17 protein-coding genes are annotated in these 22779 nt (G+C 67.2%); 8 read left to right on the top strand and 9 right to left on the bottom strand.

All coding sequences use genetic code 11. The features are described 5' to 3' along the window. Window positions 1–21 precede the first annotated feature (21 nt). The 3 genes from AC1ME3_RS07920 to AC1ME3_RS07910 all read right to left on the bottom strand — a co-directional run bounded on the left by AC1ME3_RS07920 (window position 22) and on the right by AC1ME3_RS07910 (window position 4386). Window positions 22–768 (bottom strand): class I SAM-dependent methyltransferase, encoded by a 747-nt coding sequence (locus AC1ME3_RS07920; RefSeq protein WP_480955541.1) that lies wholly within the window; start codon window positions 766–768, stop codon window positions 22–24. A 62-nt stretch (window positions 769–830) separates the two neighbouring features. After that, the gene (locus AC1ME3_RS07915; protein ID WP_056061362.1) at window positions 831–1103 is read right to left on the bottom strand and encodes a DUF1488 family protein; all 273 of its coding nucleotides are present in this window, start codon (window positions 1101–1103) and stop codon (window positions 831–833) included. Between the two features lie 76 nt (window positions 1104–1179). Continuing rightward, window positions 1180–4386 (bottom strand): autotransporter outer membrane beta-barrel domain-containing protein, encoded by a 3207-nt coding sequence (locus AC1ME3_RS07910; protein ID WP_480955540.1) that lies wholly within the window; start codon window positions 4384–4386, stop codon window positions 1180–1182. Between the two features lie 136 nt (window positions 4387–4522). Here AC1ME3_RS07910 and AC1ME3_RS07905 point away from each other — a divergent pair, with 136 nt between their 5' ends. Beyond that, window positions 4523–5008 carry a hypothetical protein gene (locus AC1ME3_RS07905; protein ID WP_480955539.1) on the top strand — a complete coding sequence of 162 codons (486 nt, stop codon included), beginning with the start codon at window positions 4523–4525 and terminating at the stop codon, window positions 5006–5008. A 145-nt stretch (window positions 5009–5153) separates the two neighbouring features. On the opposite strand, the gene AC1ME3_RS07900 is transcribed toward AC1ME3_RS07905, so the two are convergent. The 4 genes from AC1ME3_RS07900 to AC1ME3_RS07885 form a co-directional block, all read right to left on the bottom strand. Further along, complete coding sequence (locus tag AC1ME3_RS07900; protein ID WP_480955538.1) at window positions 5154–7568, bottom strand: TonB-dependent receptor; 2415 nt, start codon at window positions 7566–7568, stop codon at window positions 5154–5156. Window positions 7569–7570: 2 nt separating this feature from the next. Then, complete coding sequence (locus tag AC1ME3_RS07895; RefSeq protein WP_480955537.1) at window positions 7571–8506, bottom strand: FecR family protein; 936 nt, start codon at window positions 8504–8506, stop codon at window positions 7571–7573. 33 nt (window positions 8507–8539) lie between these two features. Next, the gene (locus tag AC1ME3_RS07890; RefSeq protein ID WP_480955536.1) at window positions 8540–9052 is read right to left on the bottom strand and encodes an RNA polymerase sigma factor; all 513 of its coding nucleotides are present in this window, start codon (window positions 9050–9052) and stop codon (window positions 8540–8542) included. 104 nt (window positions 9053–9156) lie between these two features. Then, the gene (locus AC1ME3_RS07885; RefSeq protein ID WP_480955535.1) at window positions 9157–10434 is read right to left on the bottom strand and encodes a chymotrypsin family serine protease; all 1278 of its coding nucleotides are present in this window, start codon (window positions 10432–10434) and stop codon (window positions 9157–9159) included. A gap of 125 nt (window positions 10435–10559) precedes the next feature. Here AC1ME3_RS07885 and AC1ME3_RS07880 point away from each other — a divergent pair, with 125 nt between their 5' ends. Beyond that, window positions 10560–12593, top strand: coding sequence for a S9 family peptidase (locus AC1ME3_RS07880; protein ID WP_480955534.1), 2034 nt, complete (start codon window positions 10560–10562; stop codon window positions 12591–12593). Window positions 12594–12843: 250 nt separating this feature from the next. Here the strand turns inward: AC1ME3_RS07880 and AC1ME3_RS07875 are convergent, their stop codons facing one another. Next, complete coding sequence (locus tag AC1ME3_RS07875; protein WP_480955533.1) at window positions 12844–13779, bottom strand: DUF808 domain-containing protein; 936 nt, start codon at window positions 13777–13779, stop codon at window positions 12844–12846. 134 nt (window positions 13780–13913) lie between these two features. Between AC1ME3_RS07875 and AC1ME3_RS07870 the strand changes: the two genes are divergently transcribed. From AC1ME3_RS07870 to AC1ME3_RS07860, 3 genes are all read left to right on the top strand, one after another. Next, window positions 13914–14924 (top strand): adenosine deaminase, encoded by a 1011-nt coding sequence (locus AC1ME3_RS07870; RefSeq protein WP_480955532.1) that lies wholly within the window; start codon window positions 13914–13916, stop codon window positions 14922–14924. Next, on the top strand, window positions 14924–15901 hold the full coding sequence (locus tag AC1ME3_RS07865; RefSeq protein ID WP_480955791.1) for a bile acid:sodium symporter family protein: 978 nt from the start codon (window positions 14924–14926) through the stop codon (window positions 15899–15901). Before AC1ME3_RS07870 ends, AC1ME3_RS07865 begins: the two co-directional genes overlap by 1 nt. Window positions 15902–15980: 79 nt before the next feature. Further along, complete coding sequence (locus tag AC1ME3_RS07860; protein WP_480955531.1) at window positions 15981–18137, top strand: histidine kinase dimerization/phosphoacceptor domain -containing protein; 2157 nt, start codon at window positions 15981–15983, stop codon at window positions 18135–18137. Here AC1ME3_RS07860 and AC1ME3_RS07855 read toward each other — a convergent pair whose 3' ends face one another. Next, the gene (locus tag AC1ME3_RS07855; RefSeq protein WP_480955530.1) at window positions 18138–20432 is read right to left on the bottom strand and encodes a TonB-dependent siderophore receptor; all 2295 of its coding nucleotides are present in this window, start codon (window positions 20430–20432) and stop codon (window positions 18138–18140) included. 83 nt (window positions 20433–20515) lie between these two features. Here AC1ME3_RS07855 and AC1ME3_RS07850 point away from each other — a divergent pair, with 83 nt between their 5' ends. The 3 genes from AC1ME3_RS07850 to AC1ME3_RS07840 are packed head-to-tail and all read left to right on the top strand — an operon-like array spanning window position 20516 to window position 22699. Next, a complete protein-coding gene (locus tag AC1ME3_RS07850; RefSeq protein WP_480955529.1) occupies window positions 20516–20845 on the top strand; it encodes a hypothetical protein in 330 nt (109 codons plus the stop codon). Beyond that, window positions 20842–22401: a PepSY-associated TM helix domain-containing protein gene (locus AC1ME3_RS07845; RefSeq protein WP_480955528.1), complete on the top strand. Its 1560-nt coding sequence runs from the start codon at window positions 20842–20844 to the stop codon at window positions 22399–22401. Before AC1ME3_RS07850 ends, AC1ME3_RS07845 begins: the two co-directional genes overlap by 4 nt. Further along, window positions 22394–22699, top strand: coding sequence for a hypothetical protein (locus AC1ME3_RS07840; RefSeq protein ID WP_480955527.1), 306 nt, complete (start codon window positions 22394–22396; stop codon window positions 22697–22699). Before AC1ME3_RS07845 ends, AC1ME3_RS07840 begins: the two co-directional genes overlap by 8 nt. Window positions 22700–22779: the final 80 nt, after the last annotated feature.

The raw sequence follows: 22779 nt of genomic DNA, 5'->3' as shown, positions 1-22779 counted from the left end.
GCCGACCAGTCACCGAGGCGCTTAGGGCTTCTTGAACTTGTAGACGAACTGGTCGGTCGTGCCGCGGATCGCGGGGTCGAACACCGGCTTGGTATGATCGTCGGCGGGATTGCGCAGTGCGGTGGACTCGCCGACGAACTTGAACCCTGCCGCCTGGACCTGCGCCTTTACCGCCGCCGGGTCGATCCGGTGCCGCGTCTCGGTCCCGGCCAGGCCGCTGCCGGGGGCATCCGCATGATCGATCACGACGTAGATGCCGCCGCGCTTGAGCATGTTGAACACCGCCTTGTCGAACGCCTTCAACGCGCCCTCGCCGCCGCCGTTATTGGCGATGTCGTGGTAGTTCTGCACGGTCCAGAACAGGTCGACCGGCTTGGGCGAGGTCGGCAGGTTGGTGGTCTGGACGACGGCGGTGACGTTGGCGAGATTGCGCGCCTGAAGTGCGGGCAGCGTCTTCTCGGCGTATTTCGCGCCGGCCGCCGGCCACACTGCGTAGACATGCCCCTTGGGTCCGACGACGCCGGTGAAGATGCGGGTCCAATAGCCGGCACCCGGCAGGTAATCGACGACGACGTTGCCCGGCCGCACGCCGGAGAAGGCGAGCACGTCGGCGGCCTTGCGGCGGGCATCGTCGCCTTGCTGATCGGCGCGCGCCGGATCGGCGAGCGCGCTGGTGACCGCGGGGCTGACCTTCTGCGCATGCGCGGCCGTTGTGCTCGCCGCGATGGTCATCGCCACTGCAACGCTCGTCCAGATCGTTTTCATCATCCGTCTCCCACCGTCCGGACGACAATGCCGGCTCGGTGAGGAGGATCGGCCGGAAGCCGGCGCTAGTCCAGATCGTTTTCGCTGATGACGACGATCTCCTGGTCGGGATCGCGCGCCAGTGCGACGACGCCGAGTTCGGCGATCTCTTCGGCATGCTGCTTGAAGATCGCCACGGCGTCACCTTCGGGCGATACCGTGCTCAGTGCTTCGAGCACGTCGTACTGGACCGCGAACTGATAGCGTTCCTCGCTCACTTCGGCCTCGAACTCGACCTGGCGCAGGTCGCTATTGTCCTCGAGGGTCTTGGTGTCGATGTTCAAACGGTCTTCGGCCATATCTTCGCTCCTGCTATGCGCCGACAACAGTCCGGGGGCGGAATCGAGCCATTCCACCCCCGAAAAGTGCGGTTGCTTACAGCCCGATCTGGAGGTTGGCGCGCAGCGACAGCGCGACGCGGCCCTGTTGCTGCTCGGCGTTGAACTCGCCGCCCATCCGGAAGATGCCATTGCCGCCGACGCCGCGCAGCTTGCCGACCCAGCCGCTGGTGCGCTTGTCGGGGGTCAGCGTGAACGACTGGCCGCCTTCGAACGATGCGGTGGTCGCGCCCAGGCCGCCGCCGACGATCTGGCGACGGCCGCCTTCGGCTTCGACGCGGAACCAGCCATTCTCGAACTTGGGTCCGCCGAAGTTCAGCCCGAGTGCGCCGCTGCCGGTGACCGCCAGCTCGTCGCTGGTCCGCGACCGAACGACGAGGTCGATCGCCTTGCCGCCGCCGGTCTCGCTGTAGCCGTCCTCCTTGAGCTTGTAGTAATCGATCGCGAGGACCGGCCGGAAGGTGAGCATGCCGGTGCCCGCCTCGTACGACAGGCCGCCGGACGCCGCGTACAGCGTACCGTCCCAGTTGCCCTTCGAAGTCCGCGAGACCACTTCGCTGCCGATCGCGCCGGCGAACTGCCGGACACCGTCGAATTTCACCTTGGCGCCCGACGCGCGCGCATTGGCCTGCAGACCGCCCCAATGCCCGCGCCAGTATCCGGCCAACTCATACTGGTCCGAATTCACCTCGTTGTCCGTGCCGTCGTCGGCATCCTGGCCGTGGAGATAGGCGAGCGAGGTCCCGAAGTTGCCGACGCCCGTCTTGTATTCCGCGCCCGCCGAGACGCCCCAGCCGCTGATGTCGTAACCCGCGGTATCGGCGACGCTTTTCGACGTGCCCCACGCGACCTGCGTCACCCAATAGCCCCATTTGCCCTCGTCCTTGAACGGGCCGTGCGGGTCGGCGAGCACGCGCGCGGTCGCGCGCGAGCCCATCGTCACCGCCTCGAACGTACCGCCGGCATGGTCGGGCAGCATCTGGCGGACCGAACCGCGGAACGCCTCGGCTTCGGTGATGTTGAGGAACGCGCCGCCGACCTTCGCGTCGTTGCCGAGCGCCTTGTAGATCGCGTCATACGCCGACGCCTGGGAGCGGTTGAGCCCGAGTTCGGTCGACGATTTACGCGCGATGTCGACGGCCAGGTCGTTGCCCGTGCCGGTCGCGATGCTGCCCTTGTAGAGGAACGGGAGCAACGTCGTGGTCGCGGTAAGGTTGGCGGCACCCGTCAAGGTGCCAGCGCGAAGGACGGTGTAGCGTCCTTCCGCATCGACGACGCTGGTGAGCTTCAGGGCGAGCTTCGAATCCTTGTCGAACGATGCCGTGCCGGCGACTTGGATCGCCGTGCTGGTGCCGCCAGTCTTGTCGAGCGTCACGGCGAGGATACCGCCGCCGCCGACCGACAGCGACGCGATCGACGCGGCCTTGGTGATGTCGAGCGTGCCGCCGTTGACCGCGACAGCAAGGCCGCCTGAATTGGCGAGCGTGCCGGAGAAGCGCGAGGTGCCGCCGAGCGTCAGCGTGTCGGCGCCGCCACCGAAGTCCGCCGCGCCGTTGAAGACCGAAGTCCCTGCGAGCGTGAGTGCGTCGTTGCCAGCGCCGAACACTGCGCCGCCGGAAAAGTTGGCGTCGCCCGATAGCGCGAGGCGGTTGTTGCCGCTGCCGAAGCGCGCGGTGCCGGCGACCGTGCCGTCCGCGACGTCGAACACGTCGTTGCCGCTGCCGAAGCGGACGTCGCCGACGATCGCGGGCGCCGCGATGCCGGTCGCGACTGCGGTCTGGCGAACGGTCGTACCGGTGGTGTTAGCCGAGAGGTCGATCGCGACGTTGCGCTCGGAGGTGGCAAGGGCGCCCGATGCGCCGATCCCGCCGCTGTTCTCGACCAGCGTGACGGTGCCCAAGCGATCGAGGATCGCGATCGCCGTGCCGTCGGCGGCTTGTGCGGCAGCCTTAATCGTGCCGCTGTTGCGGATCGTGGCGACGGATGCGCCGGTATCGATCAGCACTGCGATCGAGCGCGATGCGGTCGTACCGCCGCCTGCCGCGGAGATCGTGCCGGCATTACGGATCTCGGGGGTCGACGCGCCCGTACCAAGCTTCAACGCGGTCGCACTCGCGCCGTTCGCTATGGCAGCGACCGTGCCGTTGATGCCGATCCCGCCTGCGATCGTCACTGTGCCGCCAAGGCCACCGATCGCCAGGCCGTTGCCCTCGACGCCGCCATAGACACCGCTGCCCGCGATGCCGCCGTCAACGATCAGGCCGAACCCGGTTCCGGTCCCCGCGACAGCACCGATCGCGACGGCGCGCGTGGCCGATCCGATCTGGACAGCCGGTGCCGCGCCGAAGGAGGTGATCGCTGCCGAGCCTTCGGTGGCGTCGGGGAGACCGTCCTTGTCCTCGTCGGTATCGGTCGTGCTCGCGTCCTTCGGCGGGATCGCGAAGATGATCCCGCCCGAGACGTTGCCCGCGACGATCAGCGCCGATCCGCCCTGCAACAGGTCGTCGGCGTCGAGCTTCGACACGTCGGCAGGCGCCGTTGCATAGCGATAGCCGGTCGAGCCGAGCGCGCCCTGCACCACCAGCGCGCCCGCGATATCGCCATCGACGCGCGCGGCGACCGCGTCCTGCCCGATCGCCGCGATCGTGCCCGCGAGCCGGACGTTGCCGGTAACGTCGGCGATCCGCACGCCGGTCGATCCGTTGCCGGTGACCGCGGTCTGGCCGTCGTGCGTGAAGGCGCCGGTCAGCGGCCCGCCGAGCCAGATGCCGGCGGAGTTGTTGCCCTTCACGGTGATCGCGCCGCTGTTGACGATCGCGCCCGTGTACGCGCCTGCGGTACGGATTCCGGTGCGTCCGGTGCCCGCCGCGAACGGGCCGTCGAGGTCGCCGTCCTTGTCCGTGTCGGTCGCGACATAGCTTTCGTCGATGATGATCTTGCCGGCCGCCGCGTTGGTGATCCCGCCGCCGGTGCCGGCGTTGGCGAGGATGCCGGTCGATCCGTCGGCGTTGGTGACCTGGATCGTTCCCTCGTTGCTGACCGAGTTGACGCTGTCGACGGTTACCGGGGTGCCGGTCGTGGGAGTCATCGAACCGGCGGCGGCGATACGAATATTGTCGGGCGCACCGGCCTTGATCGTCGAGGTCCGCACCGCGTCGGTCCGCTTGGTGTCGATCACGGTCTGCGCCCGGGCGGCCGTGGTTACCGCGAACAGGCAGGTGGTGGTCAGCAGAAGACGACGCATACGGAACCCTTTTCGATGTGTTTTCGAGAAGAGGACGGAGACGCGGCTCGCGAACCTTTAACGTTGATGCAGCATAGCGCGGCACCAGGACCGCGGCGGCGCGTTATGGGGCGGATATCTTCAGGGAAATTCCAGCATGATCACCACCATCGCCGAACTCGACCGCATCCGCGACGACAGCAAGCGCCTCGTCACGACGCGCTCGATGATGTCGGCGGGCGCGGCGGTCGTGCCGATCCCCGGCGCGGATATCGTCGCGGATATCGGCCTGCTCACCAAGCTGCTGCCCGAGATCAGCAAGCGCTTCGGGCTGGATCACGAGCAGGTGAAGACGATGGAGCCGCAGCTCGCACAGCAGGCGCTGGTTATGGCGTCGAGCTTGGGCAACACGATGATCGGCCGGATGGTGACCAAGCGAATCGTCGCCGCGCTGCTCCGCCGCGTCGGTGCACGCATTGCCGTGGGGTCGATGGCGAAGTTGATCCCCTTCGCGGGTTCGGCGGTGGCGGCGACGATCAGCTTCGGCGCGATGAAGTTGGTCGGTAATTCGCACGTGGAGGATTGCTACAAGACGGCGCTGGCACTGCTGCCGGCGGATCAGCGAGCGCTGGTGAATGACTGACTCCTGATCCTCCCCCGCAAGGGGGAGGTGGCTGGCCTTTGCCAGACGGAGGGGGAGGTAGGCGGTCACGGAGGTTGCGTATCCTCCCCCTCCGTCTCGCTAAGCGATCCACCTCCCCCTTGCGGGGGAGGATCGAAAGGTCGGTCTAGAAGGCGGCGTCCAGGCCGATGCGAATCGTCCGCGGACGCTGCGGCGTGATCTGCCCACTGCCTACCTGGAACGGCGTCCCCAACGCAAACCGATTGCCGACGCTGTCGGTCAAGTTCGTCATGCCGAGCGTCACGCCCAACGACGGCCGCCCGATCCGCGCCGTCAGCGCCGTATCGAGATAGTCACCCTGCTCTTCGCCCAGTACCGGCCCAACACCCAACCGGGACCGCCCGACATAGCGCGCCCAACCATACACCCGCAGTTCCAGATCCCGCCCGACATCACGCCGGTAATCCGCCCCGAGCCGCCCGGCATAGCGCGCGATGTTCGGCACCTGGCTCATCCGCGCCAGCGCCACGAACAGCGCCGCGCTCGGCTCGGTCACGCGGCTGTCGATGTAGGTGAAGCCAGCGTCGAGCGTCAGTCCGTCGATCGGCTTCCACCCGCCCGCCGCGCTGAACGTCCAGATCCGCCCGTCGCCGATGTTGGCGGTACTCGGCAGGCCGGTCGCGTCGATGAAGTCCGCCTGGATATCCTGCCAGATCGTGTGCGAGACGCTCGCCGTCAGGTACGCGCGATCCACACCGGCGAGCCCGAAGCGAAAGCCGCTCTCCAGCGTCCGCACGCGATCATTCTCGAACCGCCGGACGAAATCGCTTTCGATCGCCAGCCCGCCAGGTCGAAAACCCTGCTGGTATCGCCCGTACAATGACACTTTCGGCAGCACCGCCGCGATCAGCGAGGCGGAGGGCAGCACGCTCGTCTCGATGCGGTCCGCCGTCACGCGCGCCCGGGCAAGCTTGACCGCTTCCAACCGCGCAGGCGCGATGTCCTCGCCGGTCCCCGCGAGCGATGCCCGCGTCACCCGCGCGCCGGCGGTGGCGGTCAACCCTCGCACCAGTTGCACGCTTCCCTCGCCGTACAACGTCGCCTCGTCGATGCTGTTGGTCACGCCCGTCACCGGCGCGGGCGCATCGACCGGGCCGAGCGAGCGGGACAACCGCGTGCGATTGTGCGTGTAACTGCCGCCGACCACCCAGCCGAACCCGTTTCGCATCGGCCGCCATACCCGCGTCTCGTTCGCGAACATGTCGGTCGCATTGCGCTGCGCGAACACGCGCGGGGTGCCCGCGGCTGTCGTCAGGGGGCTGCCGAATGAAGGCCAGTTGGTGATCGGTAGCGTCGGATCGACTGCTGGCAGGGTCGCGTCGTAGCGTTCGGTCAGCGTCTGGCTGACGATCCCGGTCGAGGATTTGACCTTCAGCCCGCCGATCGTGCCCGACACGACGACCTGCCCCATCGTGTAGTCCGCCGAGAAGCCCTGCACGATCGCGCTCGACCGGGTCAGCGGCGGCGCGTCGCGGTCCGCGTACTGGCTGTCGTCGCCCTTGGTCCATTGCCCGATCCCGCCGAGATCGACCGTCCAGCCATTCCCCGCGTCGAGCCGCAGCGCCGCCCGGCCACCACCGATCCGCGTCCGGTTCACATCGCGCCGGTCGAGCACCGGATTGTCGATATATCCGCCCTCGCTCACACCGTAGCCGACGACGCGCAGCGCCACGCGCTCGCCGAGCGGTACGTTCAGCGTTGCGCCCAGATCCGCGCCCGGATCGCCGTGCCACGTCGCGGAGAGGCCGCCAGCGATAGACGCCGACACCGCGCCCAGTTCCGGCGCGTTCGGCACGGTGCGGATAATCCCGCCAAGCGAGCCTGCGCCGTACAGCGTACCCTGCGGCCCCTCGAGCACCTCGACCGAGGCGATATCGTAGAGCCGCAGATCGGGATCGGGCGCGTTGTAGCTCAGCCGCAGGTCGCCGAAATACTGGCCGACGGTGGTCTGGGTCGGTCCGGTGAAACTGGAATCGGCGATGCCGCGGATGAACAGCTTGTTGCGCCCAGCGCCCAGATGCGTCGACGATACGCTCGCCAGCCGCGCGAGGATTGCCTCGGTCCCGCCCGCGCCGCCGAGCGCAAGGTCGACACCGTCGAGCAACGCGACCTGGCCTGCAAAATCGCGCAGCCGCACGTCGCGCTTGCTGCCGGTGACGACGATGTCCGCACCTTGGACCGCGGGGGGCGCGGCGATCGGCACGACTTTCGGCCGCCTCACCCGAACGACGCGGGGCGTGCGGGCAGTCAGCCGCCACCCGAAAGCGCCCGCCGCGACGACGTCCGCATTCGCCGCGATCGCCAGTCGGTCGAGCGCCTCGCGCGCGCCCATCCGCCCACGTACCGCCGGCACGCGCCGCGCCCACAAAGCCGGGTCGCCGACGACGATGCTCGTCCCCGACTGACGCCCGAGCGCCAGCACCGCGTCCCCAAGACGCCCCGCCGGCAAGTCGACCGTCCCCTGCCCCGCCTGCGCAGGAGCGGCGACGGCGAGCGCCGCGACGACCAGACATCCGCGCATCCTCACGAGCGGGAGGACATCACCCAGTGACCGCCACGCTTGCGGATCGCCACCCCAAGCAACGGCGCGGCGAGGCGGGGATCGCCGGACAGCTTGGACGTCGCGATGCTGCCGCTGAACGCGCGTTTGGCGACACCCGGATCGGCGCGCAGGTCGACGCCGAGCGCGCGCGACAGGTCGTCGGCGACCTCCGCCAGCGTCGCGCCCTCATACGCCAGCACGCTGTCGCGCCACGATCCGACGCTGGCGACATCGACTGCGGTCACGGTCGCCTTGCCGTCGCGGACGACCAGCCCCTGCCCCTTCACGAGCCGGATGCCGTCCTGTCCCGGATTATAGTCGACCGCGCCTTCCGACACCGCGACATGCGTCTCGCCGCGCACGCGCTTCACGTCGAACGCGGTGCCGACATCGACCAGCCGCGCGCCGCCGACGCTCACCTCGAACGGATCGCTGTCGTCGTGTCGAACCACGAACATCGCCTCGCCGTGCTCTAGCGTCGCGACCCGCTGATCGTCGCGATCGAGCATCAGCCGCGTCGCACCACCCATCGCGATCGTGCTGCCATCGGCAAGCCGAACCGTCCGCATCGTCCCCGTCGCGGTTTCGACCGCATAGGGATGCGCGCGTGTCTCGATCGACTCATACCCGACGAACAGCGCGAGTGACGCGGCGATCGCTCCACCGGTCCAGACCGGCCAGCGCCTCCGCGGAGGCTGCATCGCGATCGGCGCGGCCTGCACGGGAGGCACCGTCGCCGCCATCTCCTCGATATCCATCGCCATCGCATGATACGCCGCTGCGTGACGCGGGTCCGCCTCCAGCCAGGCGTGGAACGCCGGCCAGTCGTCGAACGCATCGCTGCCGGTCCGGACCACCCAGTCCAGCGCGGTCTCGTTCAGCGTGCGTGCTCCGATATCGTCATGCTCCGCCATCATGGCCTCCTATAGCCGAAGACGGAGACGTTGCGATCAAGCCTCATCGTAACGTCGCTTTGCATCGATCATCGCACGATAGGCTTTGCGCAGATCACCCTCGACCGTGCTGAGGCTTACGCCGAACTCCGCCGCGACCACACGCTGCTCGACGCCGTCGATCCGGTGCCGTCGGAAGATACGCGCCGCCCGGTCGCCGACCGACTGCAACGCCGACTCCGCCAGCGCCGCCTGCTCGCGTGCGATCACGACGCGTTCGGCGGAGGGCTCCTCGGAACGGTCGAGCGACGGTCCCCCGGTCGCCTCGGTCCATTCGCGGTCGCGCTTCTCCGCCTGCCGCACCGCGCGGTGCCGATCGAGCATCAGGTTGTTCGCCATCCGGTACAGATACGATAGCGGCGACGCGATCGGCCCGGTCGGGGCGGTCTGGATCCTCACCCATAGTTCTTGCACAAGATCCTCCGCATCGCTCGCGCCGAGCGAGCGGATAAACCGCAGCAGCGTATCGCGATTAGCCAGGAAAACGGCCTCAAGGCCCGAGGAGTCCATGTCATGCCCGTGTCGATAGGCCGCCGATCGGCGCTCGGCGGCACCGTGTTCCCGGCGGGACGTACAGCGCTTGGCGGGGAGACACAATCGACCCGCCTCACCGCCTATCGGTGCAGCAGCGTCCAGCCCTGCGGCAGATAGTCGGTCGACATATAGTAATAGAACAGGCACGTCCCGTCGCGGCGATAGGTGCCGCCCTTGACGAGGCCCAGCGCGGTGCTGCCCTCGAACACCGGCGCGCCGCTGTCGCCGGCCTTGCACGTCGGCCCCTCGACCGCGACCCAGGTTGGCAGGCACGCACCGCCGCACAGATCGCCCGCCGGCGCGAAGTCGACCATCGCGATCACTGCGCAACTATAGCCGGTACGCTCGCCGCGATGGCACACGAAATCACCGGCGCGGGTGCTCGTCCGGTAGCGCCACGTGGCGACGGGCCGGGCGAGCGTCTTGTCGGTGTCGGCGTAGAACAGCGGTGCGTAACCAACGTCAGGCGCGGTCGCGACGTTGACCTGTACGTCCTGATACCCCCAGCCCCACTGCCCGACGAACGCCAGCGGCCATTCCTCGCGGCTGCCGTCCGAGGGGCGCTTGCCGACGTAAGAGAGCGTGTCCGGGCAATGTGCGGCGGTGACCACGCCGTTGCGCACGCCGTCGGACACGACGAAGCCGGTCGTGCAGGCATAGCGCTTGCCGTCGACCGTCCCGACGACGCGCCCGCCACCCTCTATCGCGCCGTTGTCGACCGGGGCGGGTATGAGCGTGGGGACCGGAGCGACCTGATCCTGCGCCATGTCCGCGGGCGGCTTATCAACGGCTTCGATCCGCACCGGAACGCCGGTCATCGTCGCGATCCGGGTGCGCAGCGCGCCATCGCGGTCGAGATCGGCATCGCCCGACGCGATCATCACGACCAGTTCGCCGGTCCGCTGGTCCACGCCGAGTCCAGGCGGATGCGGCAGGGAATCGCGGATCTTCGCCTGATAGCGCGTGATCGCTTCGAGCACGGCCTCGCGCGTCGCGGCAGCGCCGGTGCGGAAGACGATCGGCACGGTCATGCCGCCCGCCATCACCGATTGCTCCGCGACCGGATCGCTGCCGGTCAGCAGCACGACGATGCGGTAATTCGGCTGATGCTCGATCGCGATGCCGGCCCAGCGATCCTTGTAGGTTTCACGCACCGCGTCGGTCGTCGGCACGCTGGCGCCCTGCGCACGCATCCGCCGCAGCGCCTCGTCGAACGGCACGCCGAACCGAGTCGCATACTCTCCCGCATCCTGCATCAGCGCGTCGATCGGCAGTTGCACCTGCGCCGCCGATACCGGCCCCGCCCCGAGTGCGAGCAGCGCCGCCGCCAGAAACCACCGAACAGATATAGTGAACATGAACGACGAAATCCTGGGCGCGCGGGTCTTCTGAGGCGTCATACCGCCATGATCTGAACCGGTGCTTTCACGCAAGCGATCGAGATGATTGCGCGCGATCTCGCAAGCGTCCTATCAAGCACACCATGAAGATCATGCTCTCCGCCAGCCTCGCCGTGCTCGCCTTTGCGAGTGCCCCTGCCGCCGCCCGGCAACTCACCATCGACGACGTGACGATGCTCAGCCGCGTCGGTGCGCCGACCGCGTCGCAGGACGGGCATTGGCTCGTCTGGGCACAGCGCGAGACCGATCTCGCGGCGGACAAGGGGCGGTATGATCTGTGGCGGCTCGATCTGACCACGCCGGGTGCGACGCCGGTAAAGCTGCTCGCCGACCCGCAGGTCAACGAGAACGACCCGCAGATCGTCGGTAACACCGTGTATTTCACGTCCGACAAGGGCGGCGAGGATGCGGTCTGGTCGGTGCCCGTGACGGGCGGCACGTCACGGCGCGTCACCAGCTTCAAGGGCGGGTTCAGCGGCTTCAAGGTCGCGCCGACCGGCGACAAGCTGCTCGTCTGGGCGGATCGCAAGCCGGGCGCGCCGAGCCTCGAGCCGGCGATGGTGAAGAAGGATCCTAACGCGGGCGCTGGGCGGACGTACGACCAGCTGTTCGTGCGGCATTGGGATACGTGGGCCGATGGCACGCGCTCGCAACTGTTCGTGCTGCCGCTGACCGCCGCAGGTGCGACCGGAAATGGTGTTCCGCTAGTCGGCGCGTTGGTCGGCGATACTCCGTCCAAGCCGAACGGCGGCGGTGAGGAAATTTCGTGGAGCCCGGACGGCCGCACCGTGTATTTCGCGTTGCGCGAGGCAGGCCGGATCGAAGCGCTGTCGACCAATCTGGACATCTTCTCGGTGCCCGCGGACGGCTCGGCGGCACCGGTCAACCTGACTCCGGCGAACAAGGCGACGGACAACCTCCCGACCGTGTCGCCCGATGGCCGCACGCTCGCCTATTTCGCGATGCGCCGGCCGGGGTTCGAGGCGGATCGCCAGGTGCTGACGCTGCGCGATATCGCCAGCGGCAAGACGGTGTCGCTGACCGAGCGCTGGGACCGGTCGGTCGGCTCGATCGCGTGGGCGCCGGACTCGAAGTCGCTCTACGTGACGGCGGACGACACGCAGGAGACGCCGCTGTTCCGTGTCGATGCGACCACCGGTGCGGTCACGCGGCTGACGCAGGAGGGTCACGTCAGCGCGGTCGCGATCACGCCGCGGGGGCCTGTGGTGGCGATCGACAGCCTCACCGCACCCGCCGATTTCTACCGTGTCGCGGGCACCGGCACACCGCAGCGCCTGACGCAGGTCAACGCGACGAAGCTTGCCGGGATCGACATGCCGACGGTCACGCGGTTCAACTTCAAGGGCGCGAACGCGGACACCGTCTGGGGCTATGCGGTGAAGCCGTACGGTTCCACTGGGAAGGTCCCGGTTGCCTACATGGTCCACGGGGGCCCGCAGGGATCGAGCAACAACAGCTGGTCGTATCGCTGGAACCCCGCGGTGTTCGCGGGCGCGGGCTACGGTCTGGTCGCGGTCGATTTCCACGGTTCGACCGGCTATGGGCAGGGCTTCACCGACGCGATCAGCAACAACTGGGGCGGCTGGCCGCTGGAGGATCTGAAGAAGGGGCTGGCTGCCGCGACCGACAAGTTCGCGTGGCTCGATGCGGACAACGCGTGTGCGCTCGGTGCGTCGTACGGCGGCTATATGATGAACTGGATCGAGGGGCAGTGGCCCGATCGCTTCAAGTGCATCGTCCAGCATGACGGCGTCTTCGACGCGCGCGCGATGGCGTACGAGACGGAAGAGCTCTGGTTCGACGAATGGGAGCATGGCGGGAAGGCCTATTACGAGGACCCGCAGGCGTTCGAAAAATGGAACCCGGTCAATTACGTGGCGAAGTGGAAGACGCCGATGCTGGTGATCACCGGCGAGAAGGACTTCCGCATTCCGTACACGCAGGGGCTGGCGACGTTCACCGCGTTGCAGCGGCGCGGGATCCCGTCGCGGTTGCTGGTCAATCCGGGTGAGAACCACTGGGTGCTGAAGCCGAAGAACTCACGGCAATGGTATCGGGAAGTGCTGGGCTGGATGGGGAAGTGGACGGCTAAGTAGCGGTTGCCTCTTCCGCCTCAAAAGCACCACCCCGGCGAAGGCCGGGGCCCAGTTGGAAAGGTCGGAGTAACGTAGCGCACCCTCAGTTAGCCACGTTCCCCAACTGGGCCCCGGCCTTCGCCGGGGTGGTGTTTGTTGGCGGTGGTAGCGCCTTATAATCAAGCGCGACTTGTTTCCCCGCGAAGGCGGGGACCCAGACTGGGCTCCCGCCTTCGCGGGAGAACAAGGAAGGGCGGGCAACGCCTGTTGGTCAGTGCGCCTTCGGCTTCTTCACCGCATGCAAGCCCAGCGCGATCGCACCGCCCAGGATCAAACCGACGATCCCCGAGAAGAACGCGTTCATCACCCAGTTCACCGCGCCCTTGGCGAACGGCACCGCATGCGAAGCCGCCTCCGCCGTGTCGTGGATCCAATGCGGCAGCGTCGTGAACCCGAACTCCTCGATCCCGTGGACGATGATCTGCCCCCCGACCCAGACCATCGCCGCCGTCCCGATCACCGACAGCGCCGACATGACGATCGGCATGCCTTTGACCAGTCCACGCCCGATCGCCTGAACGACCGCGCTGCTGCGCTGCGCCAGATGCAGGCCGATGTCGTCCATCTTCACGATCAGCGCGACCACGCCGTAGACGCCGATCGTGATGACGATCCCGACCAGCGCCAGCACGATCGCCTGCTCCCAGATCGGCTTGGTCGCGACGTCGGACAGCGCGATCACCATGATCTCGGCCGACAGGATGAAGTCGGTACGGATCGCGCCCGAGACCTTCTGCGCTTCGAGCGTCGCGGCATCGACCGGCTCGGCGACGACCTCCTCGGCATGACCGCCGCCAAACGCCTCGAGGATCTTCTCCGCGCCCTCGAAGCATAAATAGGTGCCACCGATCATCAGCAGCGGCGTCAGCAGCCACGGTGCGAACGCGCTCAACGCCAGCGCGGCGGGCAGGATGAAGACCAGCTTGTTGCGGAACGACCCCAGCGCGATCTTCCAGATCATCGGCAGTTCGCGCTTGGGCTCGAACCCGACCATGTAGCGCGGCGTGACGGCGGCATCGTCGACCACCACGCCGATCGCCTTGCTGCCCGCCTTCCCGGTGGTCGCGGCGATATCGTCGAGGCTGGCGGCGGCGAGCTTGGTGATCCCGGCAATGTCGTCGAGCAGTGCGACCAATCCTGTCGGCATTGATGGTGTCCTTCGCGTAGGTGTCGGCGCTCGGTAACGTGACAGGATTGTCATGCAACGGCTTTCGCACTTGCGGTAGTGCGTGGCGGGCGGAATGGTTGCAGCCGACGCGACCCCCAGCGACAGGACGGATCATGACAGACGACTTCATCACGAACCTGCCCAAGGCGGAACTCCACCTCCATATCGAGGGGAGCCTGGAGCCCGAGCTCATGTTCGCGCTGGCCGAGCGCAACAAGGTCGCGATCCCGTTCAGGAGCGTCGAGGACGTCCGCGCGGCGTACAGCTTCACCAATCTCCAGACCTTCCTCGACATCTATTACGCGGGCGCTGCGGTGCTCCAGACCGAGGAGGATTTCCGCGATCTCGGGGTCGCCTATTTCGACCGCGTCGCACAGGACGGCGTGGTGCATGCCGAAATCTTCTTCGATCCGCAGACGCACACGCATCGCGGCATTCCGTTCGACGTCGTCGCGCGCGGTCTGTTCGCGGGGATCGACGAAGCGCAGGCGAAGCACGGCATGTCGGTCGGGCTGATCATGAGCTTCCTGCGCCATCTCGACGAGGAAGACGCGTTCAAGACGTTCGCGCAGGCCGAACCGTGGCTCGACGAGTTCATCGGCGTCGGGCTCGATTCGTCCGAGGTCGGCCATCCGCCGTCGAAGTTCGCGCGCGTGTTCGCCGCGTCGGCGGATGCAGGGCTGATGCTGTGCGCGCATGCCGGCGAAGAGGGCCCGCCCGCCTATATCCACGAGGCGCTCGATATTCTCCAGGTCGACAGGATCGACCACGGCAACCGCGCGCTGGAGGATCCGGCGCTGGTCGCCCGCCTCGCACGCGATGCGATGACACTGACCGTCTGCCCGTTGTCCAACGTCGCGTTGCGCAACGTCGACAAGCTGGAGAACCATCCGATCGACCGGATGCTCGATCTCGGCCTGCGCGCGACGATCCATTCGGACGATCCGGCGTATTTCGGCGGCTATATCGGCGAGAATTTCCGCCAGACGGCGCGCGCGAAGACCTTGTCGCGCGAACAGGTCGTGACGCTCGCGCGCAACAGCTTCCTCGGCAGTTTCCTCGACGACGACGCGCTCAGCGGCCATCTCGCGACGCTCGACGCCTATGTGAAGGCGCATCCGTGATGGGGCGGTTCCTGGCGGTCTTCGAGCCGTTCATCCTGATGCTGCTCGGCACCGTCGTGCTGGCGAGCCTGTTGCCGGCACGCGGCGAGATGGCGACGATCGTCGGCTACGCGGCGGATATCGGCATCGTCCTGCTGTTCTTCCTGCACGGCGCGAAGCTGTCGCGCGATGCGATCTGGGCGGGGCTGCGCAACTGGAAGCTGCATCTGGCGGTGCTGGCCATCACCTTCGTCGCATTCCCGCTGTTCGGGCTCGGGCTGACCGCATTGCCGTTCGTGACCGGGCCGCTTGCGGCAGGGTTGCTGTTCCTGACGCTGCTCCCGTCGACCGTGCAGTCGTCGATCGCCTTCACCGCGATCGCGCGCGGCAATGTCGCGGCGGCGGTGTGCAGCGCGTCGTTCTCGAATCTGCTCGGTATTCTCGTGACGCCGGCGCTGGTCGCGCTGCTGATGAACACTTCGGGCAGCGGCGGGATCTCGATCGAGAGTATCGAGGCGATCGTGCTGCAATTGCTGGTGCCGTTCGTCGCCGGGCATCTATTGCGGCCTTGGATTGGTGCGTGGGTGACGCGCCGGAAAGCGATGCTGACGGTGGTCGATCGCGGCTCGATCCTGCTGGTCGTCTACAGCGCGTTCGGTGCCGCGGTGGTCGAGGGCCTGTGGACCAAATTGTCGATCGGCGACCTGATCCTGATCGGGCTGTTGTGCGCCGCGCTGCTCGCCTTCGTGCTCGGGCTTACCTTCGCGGTGGCGCGCGTGATGAAGCTACCGCGCGAGGATGCGATCGTGCTGCAATTCTGCGGTTCGAAGAAGAGCCTCGCGTCGGGCGTGCCGATGGCGGGCGTGCTATTCCCGCCCGCGCAGGTCGGCGTGATCCTGCTGCCCGTCATGCTGTTCCACCAGTTGCAGCTGATCGCCTGCGCGGTGATCGCGCGCCGCTATGCCGAGTCCGCACCGCGCGATATTGCTTCAGATTAATATCGTAACCCGCTGCGGGTATTTGCTTTGTTCCGCCGGGGGCTGCATGATCGAGGCTCGATAGGAGAGTTTCGGGTAGATGAACGCGTCGAGCGATATTGCCGGTTCCACCGATGGCGTGGGGCTGGACCTCAATGCGTGCGACCGCGAGCCGATCCACATCCCCGGTGCGATCCAGCCGCATGGCCTGCTACTCGTCGCCGATGCGACCAGTCTGACGGTCGTGGCGGGCGCGGGTGATCTCGAGACTCGCCTGACCCCCGACTGGCTCGGCAGCGACCTGTCGACCTTGCTGAATCAGGACGTCGAGGCGATCTTCGCCGCCAGCGATACGGTCGCTGGGGTCGCGCTCGCCGGGCTGCCTTTGAAGGGCCAGGCCGAACGGTTCGACGTCACCCTTCACCGCAACGCTGAACACGTGCTGGTCGAACTCGAGCCCGTCGAAGCGGAGCCGGTCACGGCGGCCGGCATGCTCGGCCGGCTCAACGCGATGGCGATGACGTTCGAGCGCGCGAGCAACCTCCAGACGTTGTGCGAGCGCGCCGCGACCGCGTTCCGGCAGTTGACCGGTTTCGACCGCGTCATGGTCTATCGCTTCCTCGACGACGAGGCGGGCCGCGTGATGGCCGAGGACAAGGCGACGGTGCTCGGCACCTTCCTCAACCACCATTTCCCCGCGTCGGACATTCCGAAACAGGCGCGTGCGCTGTACGTGCGCAACCGGACGCGGACGATCCCGACGATCGCCTACGCGCCCGCGGTGCTGCGCCCGGCCGGGTTCGAGACGCTCGACCTGAGCGACGTGGCGCTGCGCAGCGTGTCGCCGATCCATCTGCGGTATCTCGCCAATATGGGCGTGGCGGCGTCGGCGTCGATCTCGATCGTCAAGGACGGGCTGCTCTGGGGCCTGATCGCCTGCCATCACGGCTCGCCGAAGGGCCTCACCCCCGACATCCGTGCGGCGTCGGCGACGCTGGCGGGCGGGCTCGCGCGCCAGATTCGCGCAAAGGAAGAGGCTGAAACGTACCGCGAGCGGCTGCGGCTGCGCGCGGCGGAGGATGCGGTCATCCCCAAGCTGGCAACCGAGCCGGCCCCGCGCAGCATCGTTGCAGCGTTGCGCGACGATCTCCGGCGGATGCTCGACGGCGACGGCTTCGCCTATGTCGAGGGCACGGTCGTCGACACCGACGGGCCGTGTCCCGGCAAGGACGACATTCTCGATCTCGCCGCATGGGCCCGCACGAGGGGCGTGATCGAGCCGTTCACGACGCATGAACTGTCGGCACTGTTGCCCCGCGCCGAAGCTTACCGTGCGCAGGCGAGCGGCCTGCTCGCGCTGCCGCTGGTCGACGAGGGGGCGGTGCTGTTGTGGTTCCGTGCCGAGCAGATCGAAGAGGTCGAATGGGCGGGCAATCCGCACAAGGCGGTGTCGGTCGATCCCAATGCGGTACTGACTCCGCGCACGTCGTTCGAATCGTGGACACAGGCGGTCAGCGGTCGATCGCGGCGGTGGACGCGCGAGGAAATCGAGGCGGCGCACCGCCTGCGCCGCGCGTTCCACGACGCGCACATCAACCAGCGCCTGCGCCTGCTCAACGCCGACCTGCAGCGGACGCTCGCCGACAAGGACGCGTTGATCGCGCAGAAGGACGTCCTGATGAAGGAGGTCAATCACCGCGTGCAGAACAGCCTGCAACTGGTCGCGGCGTTCCTGTCGTTGCAGGCAAAGTCGTCCGACGACGCGAAGGTGAAGGAGCATCTCGCCGAGGCGCAGGCGAGGCTCGCCGCGGTCGCGCTGGTGCATCGTCGGCTGTACCGCGACGACCAGGTCGAGTCGGTCGACCTGTCGCGCTATATCGAGGAACTCGCGGGCGACATGCAGACCTCGCTGGGCGAGGAGTGGGCGGCGCAGATGACGCTCGATCTCGCGCCCGTGCTCGTCGCCACCGATCGCGCGGTGAACATCGGGCTGGTGCTGACCGAACTCGTCATCAACGCGAGCAAATACGCCTATCGCGGCGATGCGGGCCCGATCCACATCATCCTCGAACAGCATCGCAACCGACTGCGCCTGATCGTCGCGGACCAGGGCGTCGGCAAGTCGGGGACGCGGATCGGCTTCGGCAGCCGGATGATGAACGCCATCGTCGCCGGGTTGTCGGGCACGATCGAGCAGGACGACAACATGCCCGGCCTGCGCGTGATCCTGACAGCGCCGGTCGACGACGTCCGCTGATCACCAGTTGAAGCGGAGCGATCCGACGACGGTGCGCGAGGCGCCGAAGTAACAGCTGTTGACGAAGAAGCAGCTCGCGATGTGGCGCTTGTCGAACAGGTTGGCGACGTTCGCGGTCAGGCTCAGGCCCTTGAGCGACTCGTCGAACTTGCCCAGATCGTAACCGAGCACCGCATCGACCAGCACATAGCCCGGCGACTGGAACCGGGTGGTGAGCGTCTGGTTTGCCTCCACGCGGGTCGCGGTGCCGTCGGACTTGCCGACATACCGCACGCCGCCGCCGATATTGAACCCGGACAGCGCGCCGCCGCCGGCGCGTGACAGGTCGTAGTTGACGAAGCTCGACGCGCTCCACTTGGATATGCCGAGCGGCTTGGTGCCCGTGACGCCGCTCAGCTGGTCGCCGGTGCCGACGACCGGCGTACCACGCGTGACTTCGGGGACGGTATAGGTGCCGGCGACCGTGACGGTCAGGCCCGGCGTGATCTCGCCCCGTCCGTCGAGTTCGATGCCCCGCACCGCGACCTCGCCGATCTGAATCGAGAAATTAGGGTTGTCCGGATCGGTCGTCGGCACGTTCTGGCGGCGCAGGTCGAACGCGGAGAGCGTGAACAGCGCGTTGGTGCCGCGTGGCTGGTATTTCAGCCCGGCCTCGTACTGGCGCCCGGTGACCGGCACGAACGATGTACCGTCGAAGCCGGTGCCGGTCTGCGGCTCGAAGCTTTCCGAATAGCTGACGAACGGCGCGAGGCCGAACTTGGTCTCGTACAGCGCGCCGAGGCGTCCAGTGAACGCGGTCTGGTGGAGCCGCGTCACGCCGCTCGCCGCCCCTGCCGCGGCGTTGCGGTTCACCGTCGTCTGGTCGTACCAGTCGTAGCGGCCGCTCGCGATCAGTTGCAGCCCGCCGATCGCGATCTGGTCCTGCACATAGGCGCCGACCTGGTCGATCTTGCGGAAACTGCGCGTCTGGGTGAGCGGGAAGTTCGGTTGCACGCCGCCATAGACGGGCACGAACAGGTTCAGGTTCGGGATGCTGGTCGCGGGATTGGTGGTGACGCCGGTGTTGAACTGCTGGTCGTTGTTGCCCTGGTTGTTCTGCCAGTCGACGCCCGCGAGCAGCGTGTGCTGCAACGGTCCGGTCGCAAACTTGGCGGTCGCGTGGTTGTCGATCGTGATCGTCCGGAACGACTCGTCCGACCCGCCGCCGCCACGTACGATCGTCGAGAAATCGGTGTTGCGATTGCTGCCTGTGCCGGTCGTCGCGAACGCGGAGAGGTAGATCTGGCGATAGTGGAGGTCGACGTCGAGGTAGCGGGCGCTGGTCGCCCAGCTCAGCCGGTCGTTGAAGTCGTGGCGGAACAGCAGCGTGGCCGATTTCTGCTTGCGATCGAACGCCTCGTACGCTGGCTCGCTCACGTTGAAGTCGGTCGCGAACTGGCCAAACGGATTGGCGAGCGCGGAGCCGTAGACCGGCACGCCGCTGTACGACGCCGATTCCGGATCGCGCTGGTAGTTGAGGATCAAGGTTACGCTGGTCGCCTCGTCGGGCGCAAAGGTCAGCATCGGCCGAGCATAATAGCGCCGATTGCCGGTCATCGCGACGAACCCGTCCGACCGCTCGGCGCCGGCGATGACGCGGAACAGCCATTTGTGGTCCTTGTCGAGCGGCTGGTTCACGTCGATCGCGCTACGCAACAGGTCGAAATTGCCACCCGCCAGCTCGATCCGCCCACCGGATTCGGCATAGGGGACCTTGCTGGTGAGATTGACCAACCCACCCGGCGTCGAGTTGCCATAGAGGACCGAGGCCGGGCCCTTGATCACGTCGACGCGCTCGACGAGGTGGAAGTCGATCTGCGGCGTGGAATAGACGCCGCCGAGCAGCCGCATCCCGTCCATATACTGGCCGGGCGCGAAGCCGCGGACGTAGAGCTGGTCGTACCGCGTGGCGACGTTGCCGCGCTGGTTGGGCGAGACGCCGGCGACATAGCCGAGCGCCTGGTTGATCGACAGCGCGTTGCGGAGCGTCAGTTCCTTCTCGTCGATGCTGGTGATGACCTGCGGCGTGCGGATCAGCGGCGTCTCGGTCTTGGTACCGGTGCTGCCGGTCTTGCGGATACGCTCGCCGTTGACGACGATCTCGTCCTTGCGCGTCTGGATATCATCCTCCGCCAGCCCGGTATCGTCCGCGGCAACGACTGCCGGGGCAGGCACATGCTCTGCCGCGAATGCCGGCACTGCGATGCTGCCCAACGCCGTCCCCAACAGCATCCCGACCATGAAACGTCCCCGCATAAGCGATACCCACTTTGATATTGATAATGACTCGCAAAGCCCGCTAAAGGCGGTTTGGAAGCGCGGCAAGGAAAAATGACAAAATGTTCATGTACGGCCGGATCCTGAAAGCCGGCCCTTTTCCCTCGGGCCGAAGAGTGCGCCCGCTCGTCTGGAGCATGGCCATACGCAGCGTGACGGCGCTGGTCGGCGGCTATGTAGCGGCGGCGGTGCTGGCAACGTTGATTGCCCGTCTGTTGCCCATCGCGCGCGTCGAAGCGACGAGCTGGGGCATGATCCTGTCGTTCCCGATCTATGCCGGCATCGCCTTGTGGTGCTTTCACGAACACCGGCTTTTGCGAGTAGCAGCCGCAGTGTGGGGGATCGCGACCTTTGGCGGCGGATTGCTCTGGTTGCTCGGCGTTCGTCCATGACCTCGGCGGTCGGAACTACGCTGCGCCAGAGCATGGCGTGGATCCACGGCTGGCTTGGGCTGCTGGCGGGATGGATCCTGTTCGCGATGTTCCTGACCGGAACGGCGAGCTATTTCCGGCCCGAGATCACGCAGTGGATGCAGCCTGAGTTCCGCGCGACGCCCGTCTCGACCGCGCACGCCGCGCAGACTGCGGTCACGCACCTGCAACGCGTCGGCGCGGACGATATCCAATGGTTTATCTACCTTCCCGATGCGCGAACCGCGGTCACGCGGATCTTCGAACAGCGCAAGCCGGACCCCAAGACCGCCAAGCGTCGCGCGCCGGAGATCGTGCTCGATCCCGCGACCGGTGACGACGTGCGCGCCCGCGAGACGCGCGGCGGCGAGCATTTCTATCGCTTCCATTTCCAGCTGCAATTGCCGCATCCCTGGGGACGCTGGCTGGCCGGGTTGTGTGCGATGTTCATGCTCGGCGCGATCGTGTCGGGCGTCATCACGCACAAGCGCATCTTCGCGGACTTCTTCACGCTGCGCTGGAACAAGGGGCAGCGTAGCTGGCTCGACGCGCATAACGTCTCGGCGGTGCTGGCGCTGCCGTATCACGCCATGATCACCTATACCGGGCTGATCACGCTAGTGGCGATGTACATGCCCTGGCCGGTCGTCGCGAACTACGCGAAGCCCGCCGATTTCGCGCAAGCCGCGTTCGGCACGCCGACCGAGCGCGAGGCGACGGGTACGCCGGCTCCGCTAGTCGCGATCGGCCCGCTGGTCGCCGATGCGGAGCGGCGCTTCGGTGCGTCCGTGGCGACGGTCGTAGTGCGCAATCCGAACGATGCCGCTAGCACCGTCACGCTGTACCGCCATTCGAGCGCCTCGCTCAACGGACGCGGACCGTCGGTCACCTATGCGGGCAGCGACGGGCGGTTCCTGGAGGGTGCCGCCGATGTCGGGTCCGCGCTCGCCACGACGGGCGTGATGCTCGGACTGCACGTCGCGCAGTTCGCAGGTCCGGCGTTGCGCTGGGCGTATTTCGTGCTGGGGCTGACCGGCGCGGCGATGGTCGGCACCGGGCTGCTGCTGTGGACCGCCAAGCGCCGCAAACCGGGTGCGACGCCGTTCTTCGGACTGAAGCTCGTCGAGCGGCTGAACATCGGGGTCATCGCCGGCCTGCCGATCGGAATGGCCACCTATCTGCTCGCCAACCGCGTGATCCCGGCCGACGCCGCGAACCGCGCCGATGCCGAAGTCGCGACGATGTTCTGGGTATGGGGCGGCGTTGCGCTCCTGCAACTGCTGCGACCGGCGCGCCGCGCGTGGACCGAAGGGTTCGCGATCGGCGCACTCGCGTTCGCGGCGATCCCGTTGGCCGATACGCTCACCACATCGCGCGGACTGCCCGGATCGATGCTGTCCGGCGACACGCTGTTCGCGGCATTCGACGTCGCCATGCTCGCGGTCGCCGCCCTCCTCGCACTGGGTGCATGGCGCTCGGCCCGAAGCAAACCCGTTGCAAAGATCCGCAAACCCCTATCGGAGACCGTTCATGCTTGAGGCTACGATACTGTGCTTCTTCGGCTGGCTGCTGCTGGCGGCGACCGCGTTCAAGTATCGCCGCGACCTCGGGATTGTTGCGCCGTCCGCGATCCGCGTGCTGCGAATTGTCGCGGCGCTCGTGCTCGCGGTGGCACTGTTCCACTGTGGCGCGCCGCTGACCGGCGAGCGTTTCGTGCGGTTCCTGGGCGCGGCGTCGATCGCTGGCGTCGCGCTGGTGATGCTGCTCTCGTTCAAGCCGGTCGAGACGATGCAGCCGATCCGGATCGCGTTGAAGGTCGCGCGCGCTCGGCGTTGACGGACACGGTTCGGAACGGGCGTCATCCGCTGACGTTTCAGGGGGATAGCGTCCCGCCGGCGCATCCTCCCGAGAAGGAC

This window comes from Sphingomonas sp. BL2 (assembly GCF_056680015.1).
Note: the sequence above shows the minus strand (reverse complement) of the source record. Positions and strands in the feature narration are given on the sequence as shown.

Excerpts from the sequence above, each read along its gene's own strand:
- AC1ME3_RS07920 (WP_480955541.1), bottom strand. The coding sequence starts at position 768 with ATGATGAAAACGATCTGGACGAGCGTTGCAGTGGCGATGACCATCGCG.
- AC1ME3_RS07915 (WP_056061362.1), bottom strand. The coding sequence starts at position 1,103 with ATGGCCGAAGACCGTTTGAACATCGACACCAAGACCCTCGAGGACAAT.
- AC1ME3_RS07885 (WP_480955535.1), bottom strand. The coding sequence starts at position 10,434 with ATGTTCACTATATCTGTTCGGTGGTTTCTGGCGGCGGCGCTGCTCGCA.
- AC1ME3_RS07890 (WP_480955536.1), bottom strand. The coding sequence starts at position 9,052 with ATGGACTCCTCGGGCCTTGAGGCCGTTTTCCTGGCTAATCGCGATACG.
- AC1ME3_RS07840 (WP_480955527.1), top strand. The coding sequence starts at position 22,394 with ATGCTTGAGGCTACGATACTGTGCTTCTTCGGCTGGCTGCTGCTGGCG.
- AC1ME3_RS07860 (WP_480955531.1), top strand. The coding sequence starts at position 15,981 with ATGAACGCGTCGAGCGATATTGCCGGTTCCACCGATGGCGTGGGGCTG.
- AC1ME3_RS07900 (WP_480955538.1), bottom strand. The coding sequence starts at position 7,568 with ATGCGCGGATGTCTGGTCGTCGCGGCGCTCGCCGTCGCCGCTCCTGCG.
- AC1ME3_RS07905 (WP_480955539.1), top strand. The coding sequence starts at position 4,523 with ATGATCACCACCATCGCCGAACTCGACCGCATCCGCGACGACAGCAAG.
- AC1ME3_RS07845 (WP_480955528.1), top strand. The coding sequence starts at position 20,842 with ATGACCTCGGCGGTCGGAACTACGCTGCGCCAGAGCATGGCGTGGATC.
- AC1ME3_RS07880 (WP_480955534.1), top strand. The coding sequence starts at position 10,560 with ATGAAGATCATGCTCTCCGCCAGCCTCGCCGTGCTCGCCTTTGCGAGT.
- AC1ME3_RS07875 (WP_480955533.1), bottom strand. The coding sequence starts at position 13,779 with ATGCCGACAGGATTGGTCGCACTGCTCGACGACATTGCCGGGATCACC.
- AC1ME3_RS07865 (WP_480955791.1), top strand. The coding sequence starts at position 14,924 with ATGGGGCGGTTCCTGGCGGTCTTCGAGCCGTTCATCCTGATGCTGCTC.
- AC1ME3_RS07910 (WP_480955540.1), bottom strand. The coding sequence starts at position 4,386 with ATGCGTCGTCTTCTGCTGACCACCACCTGCCTGTTCGCGGTAACCACG.
- AC1ME3_RS07895 (WP_480955537.1), bottom strand. The coding sequence starts at position 8,506 with ATGATGGCGGAGCATGACGATATCGGAGCACGCACGCTGAACGAGACC.
- AC1ME3_RS07855 (WP_480955530.1), bottom strand. The coding sequence starts at position 20,432 with ATGCGGGGACGTTTCATGGTCGGGATGCTGTTGGGGACGGCGTTGGGC.
- AC1ME3_RS07870 (WP_480955532.1), top strand. The coding sequence starts at position 13,914 with ATGACAGACGACTTCATCACGAACCTGCCCAAGGCGGAACTCCACCTC.
- AC1ME3_RS07850 (WP_480955529.1), top strand. The coding sequence starts at position 20,516 with ATGTTCATGTACGGCCGGATCCTGAAAGCCGGCCCTTTTCCCTCGGGC.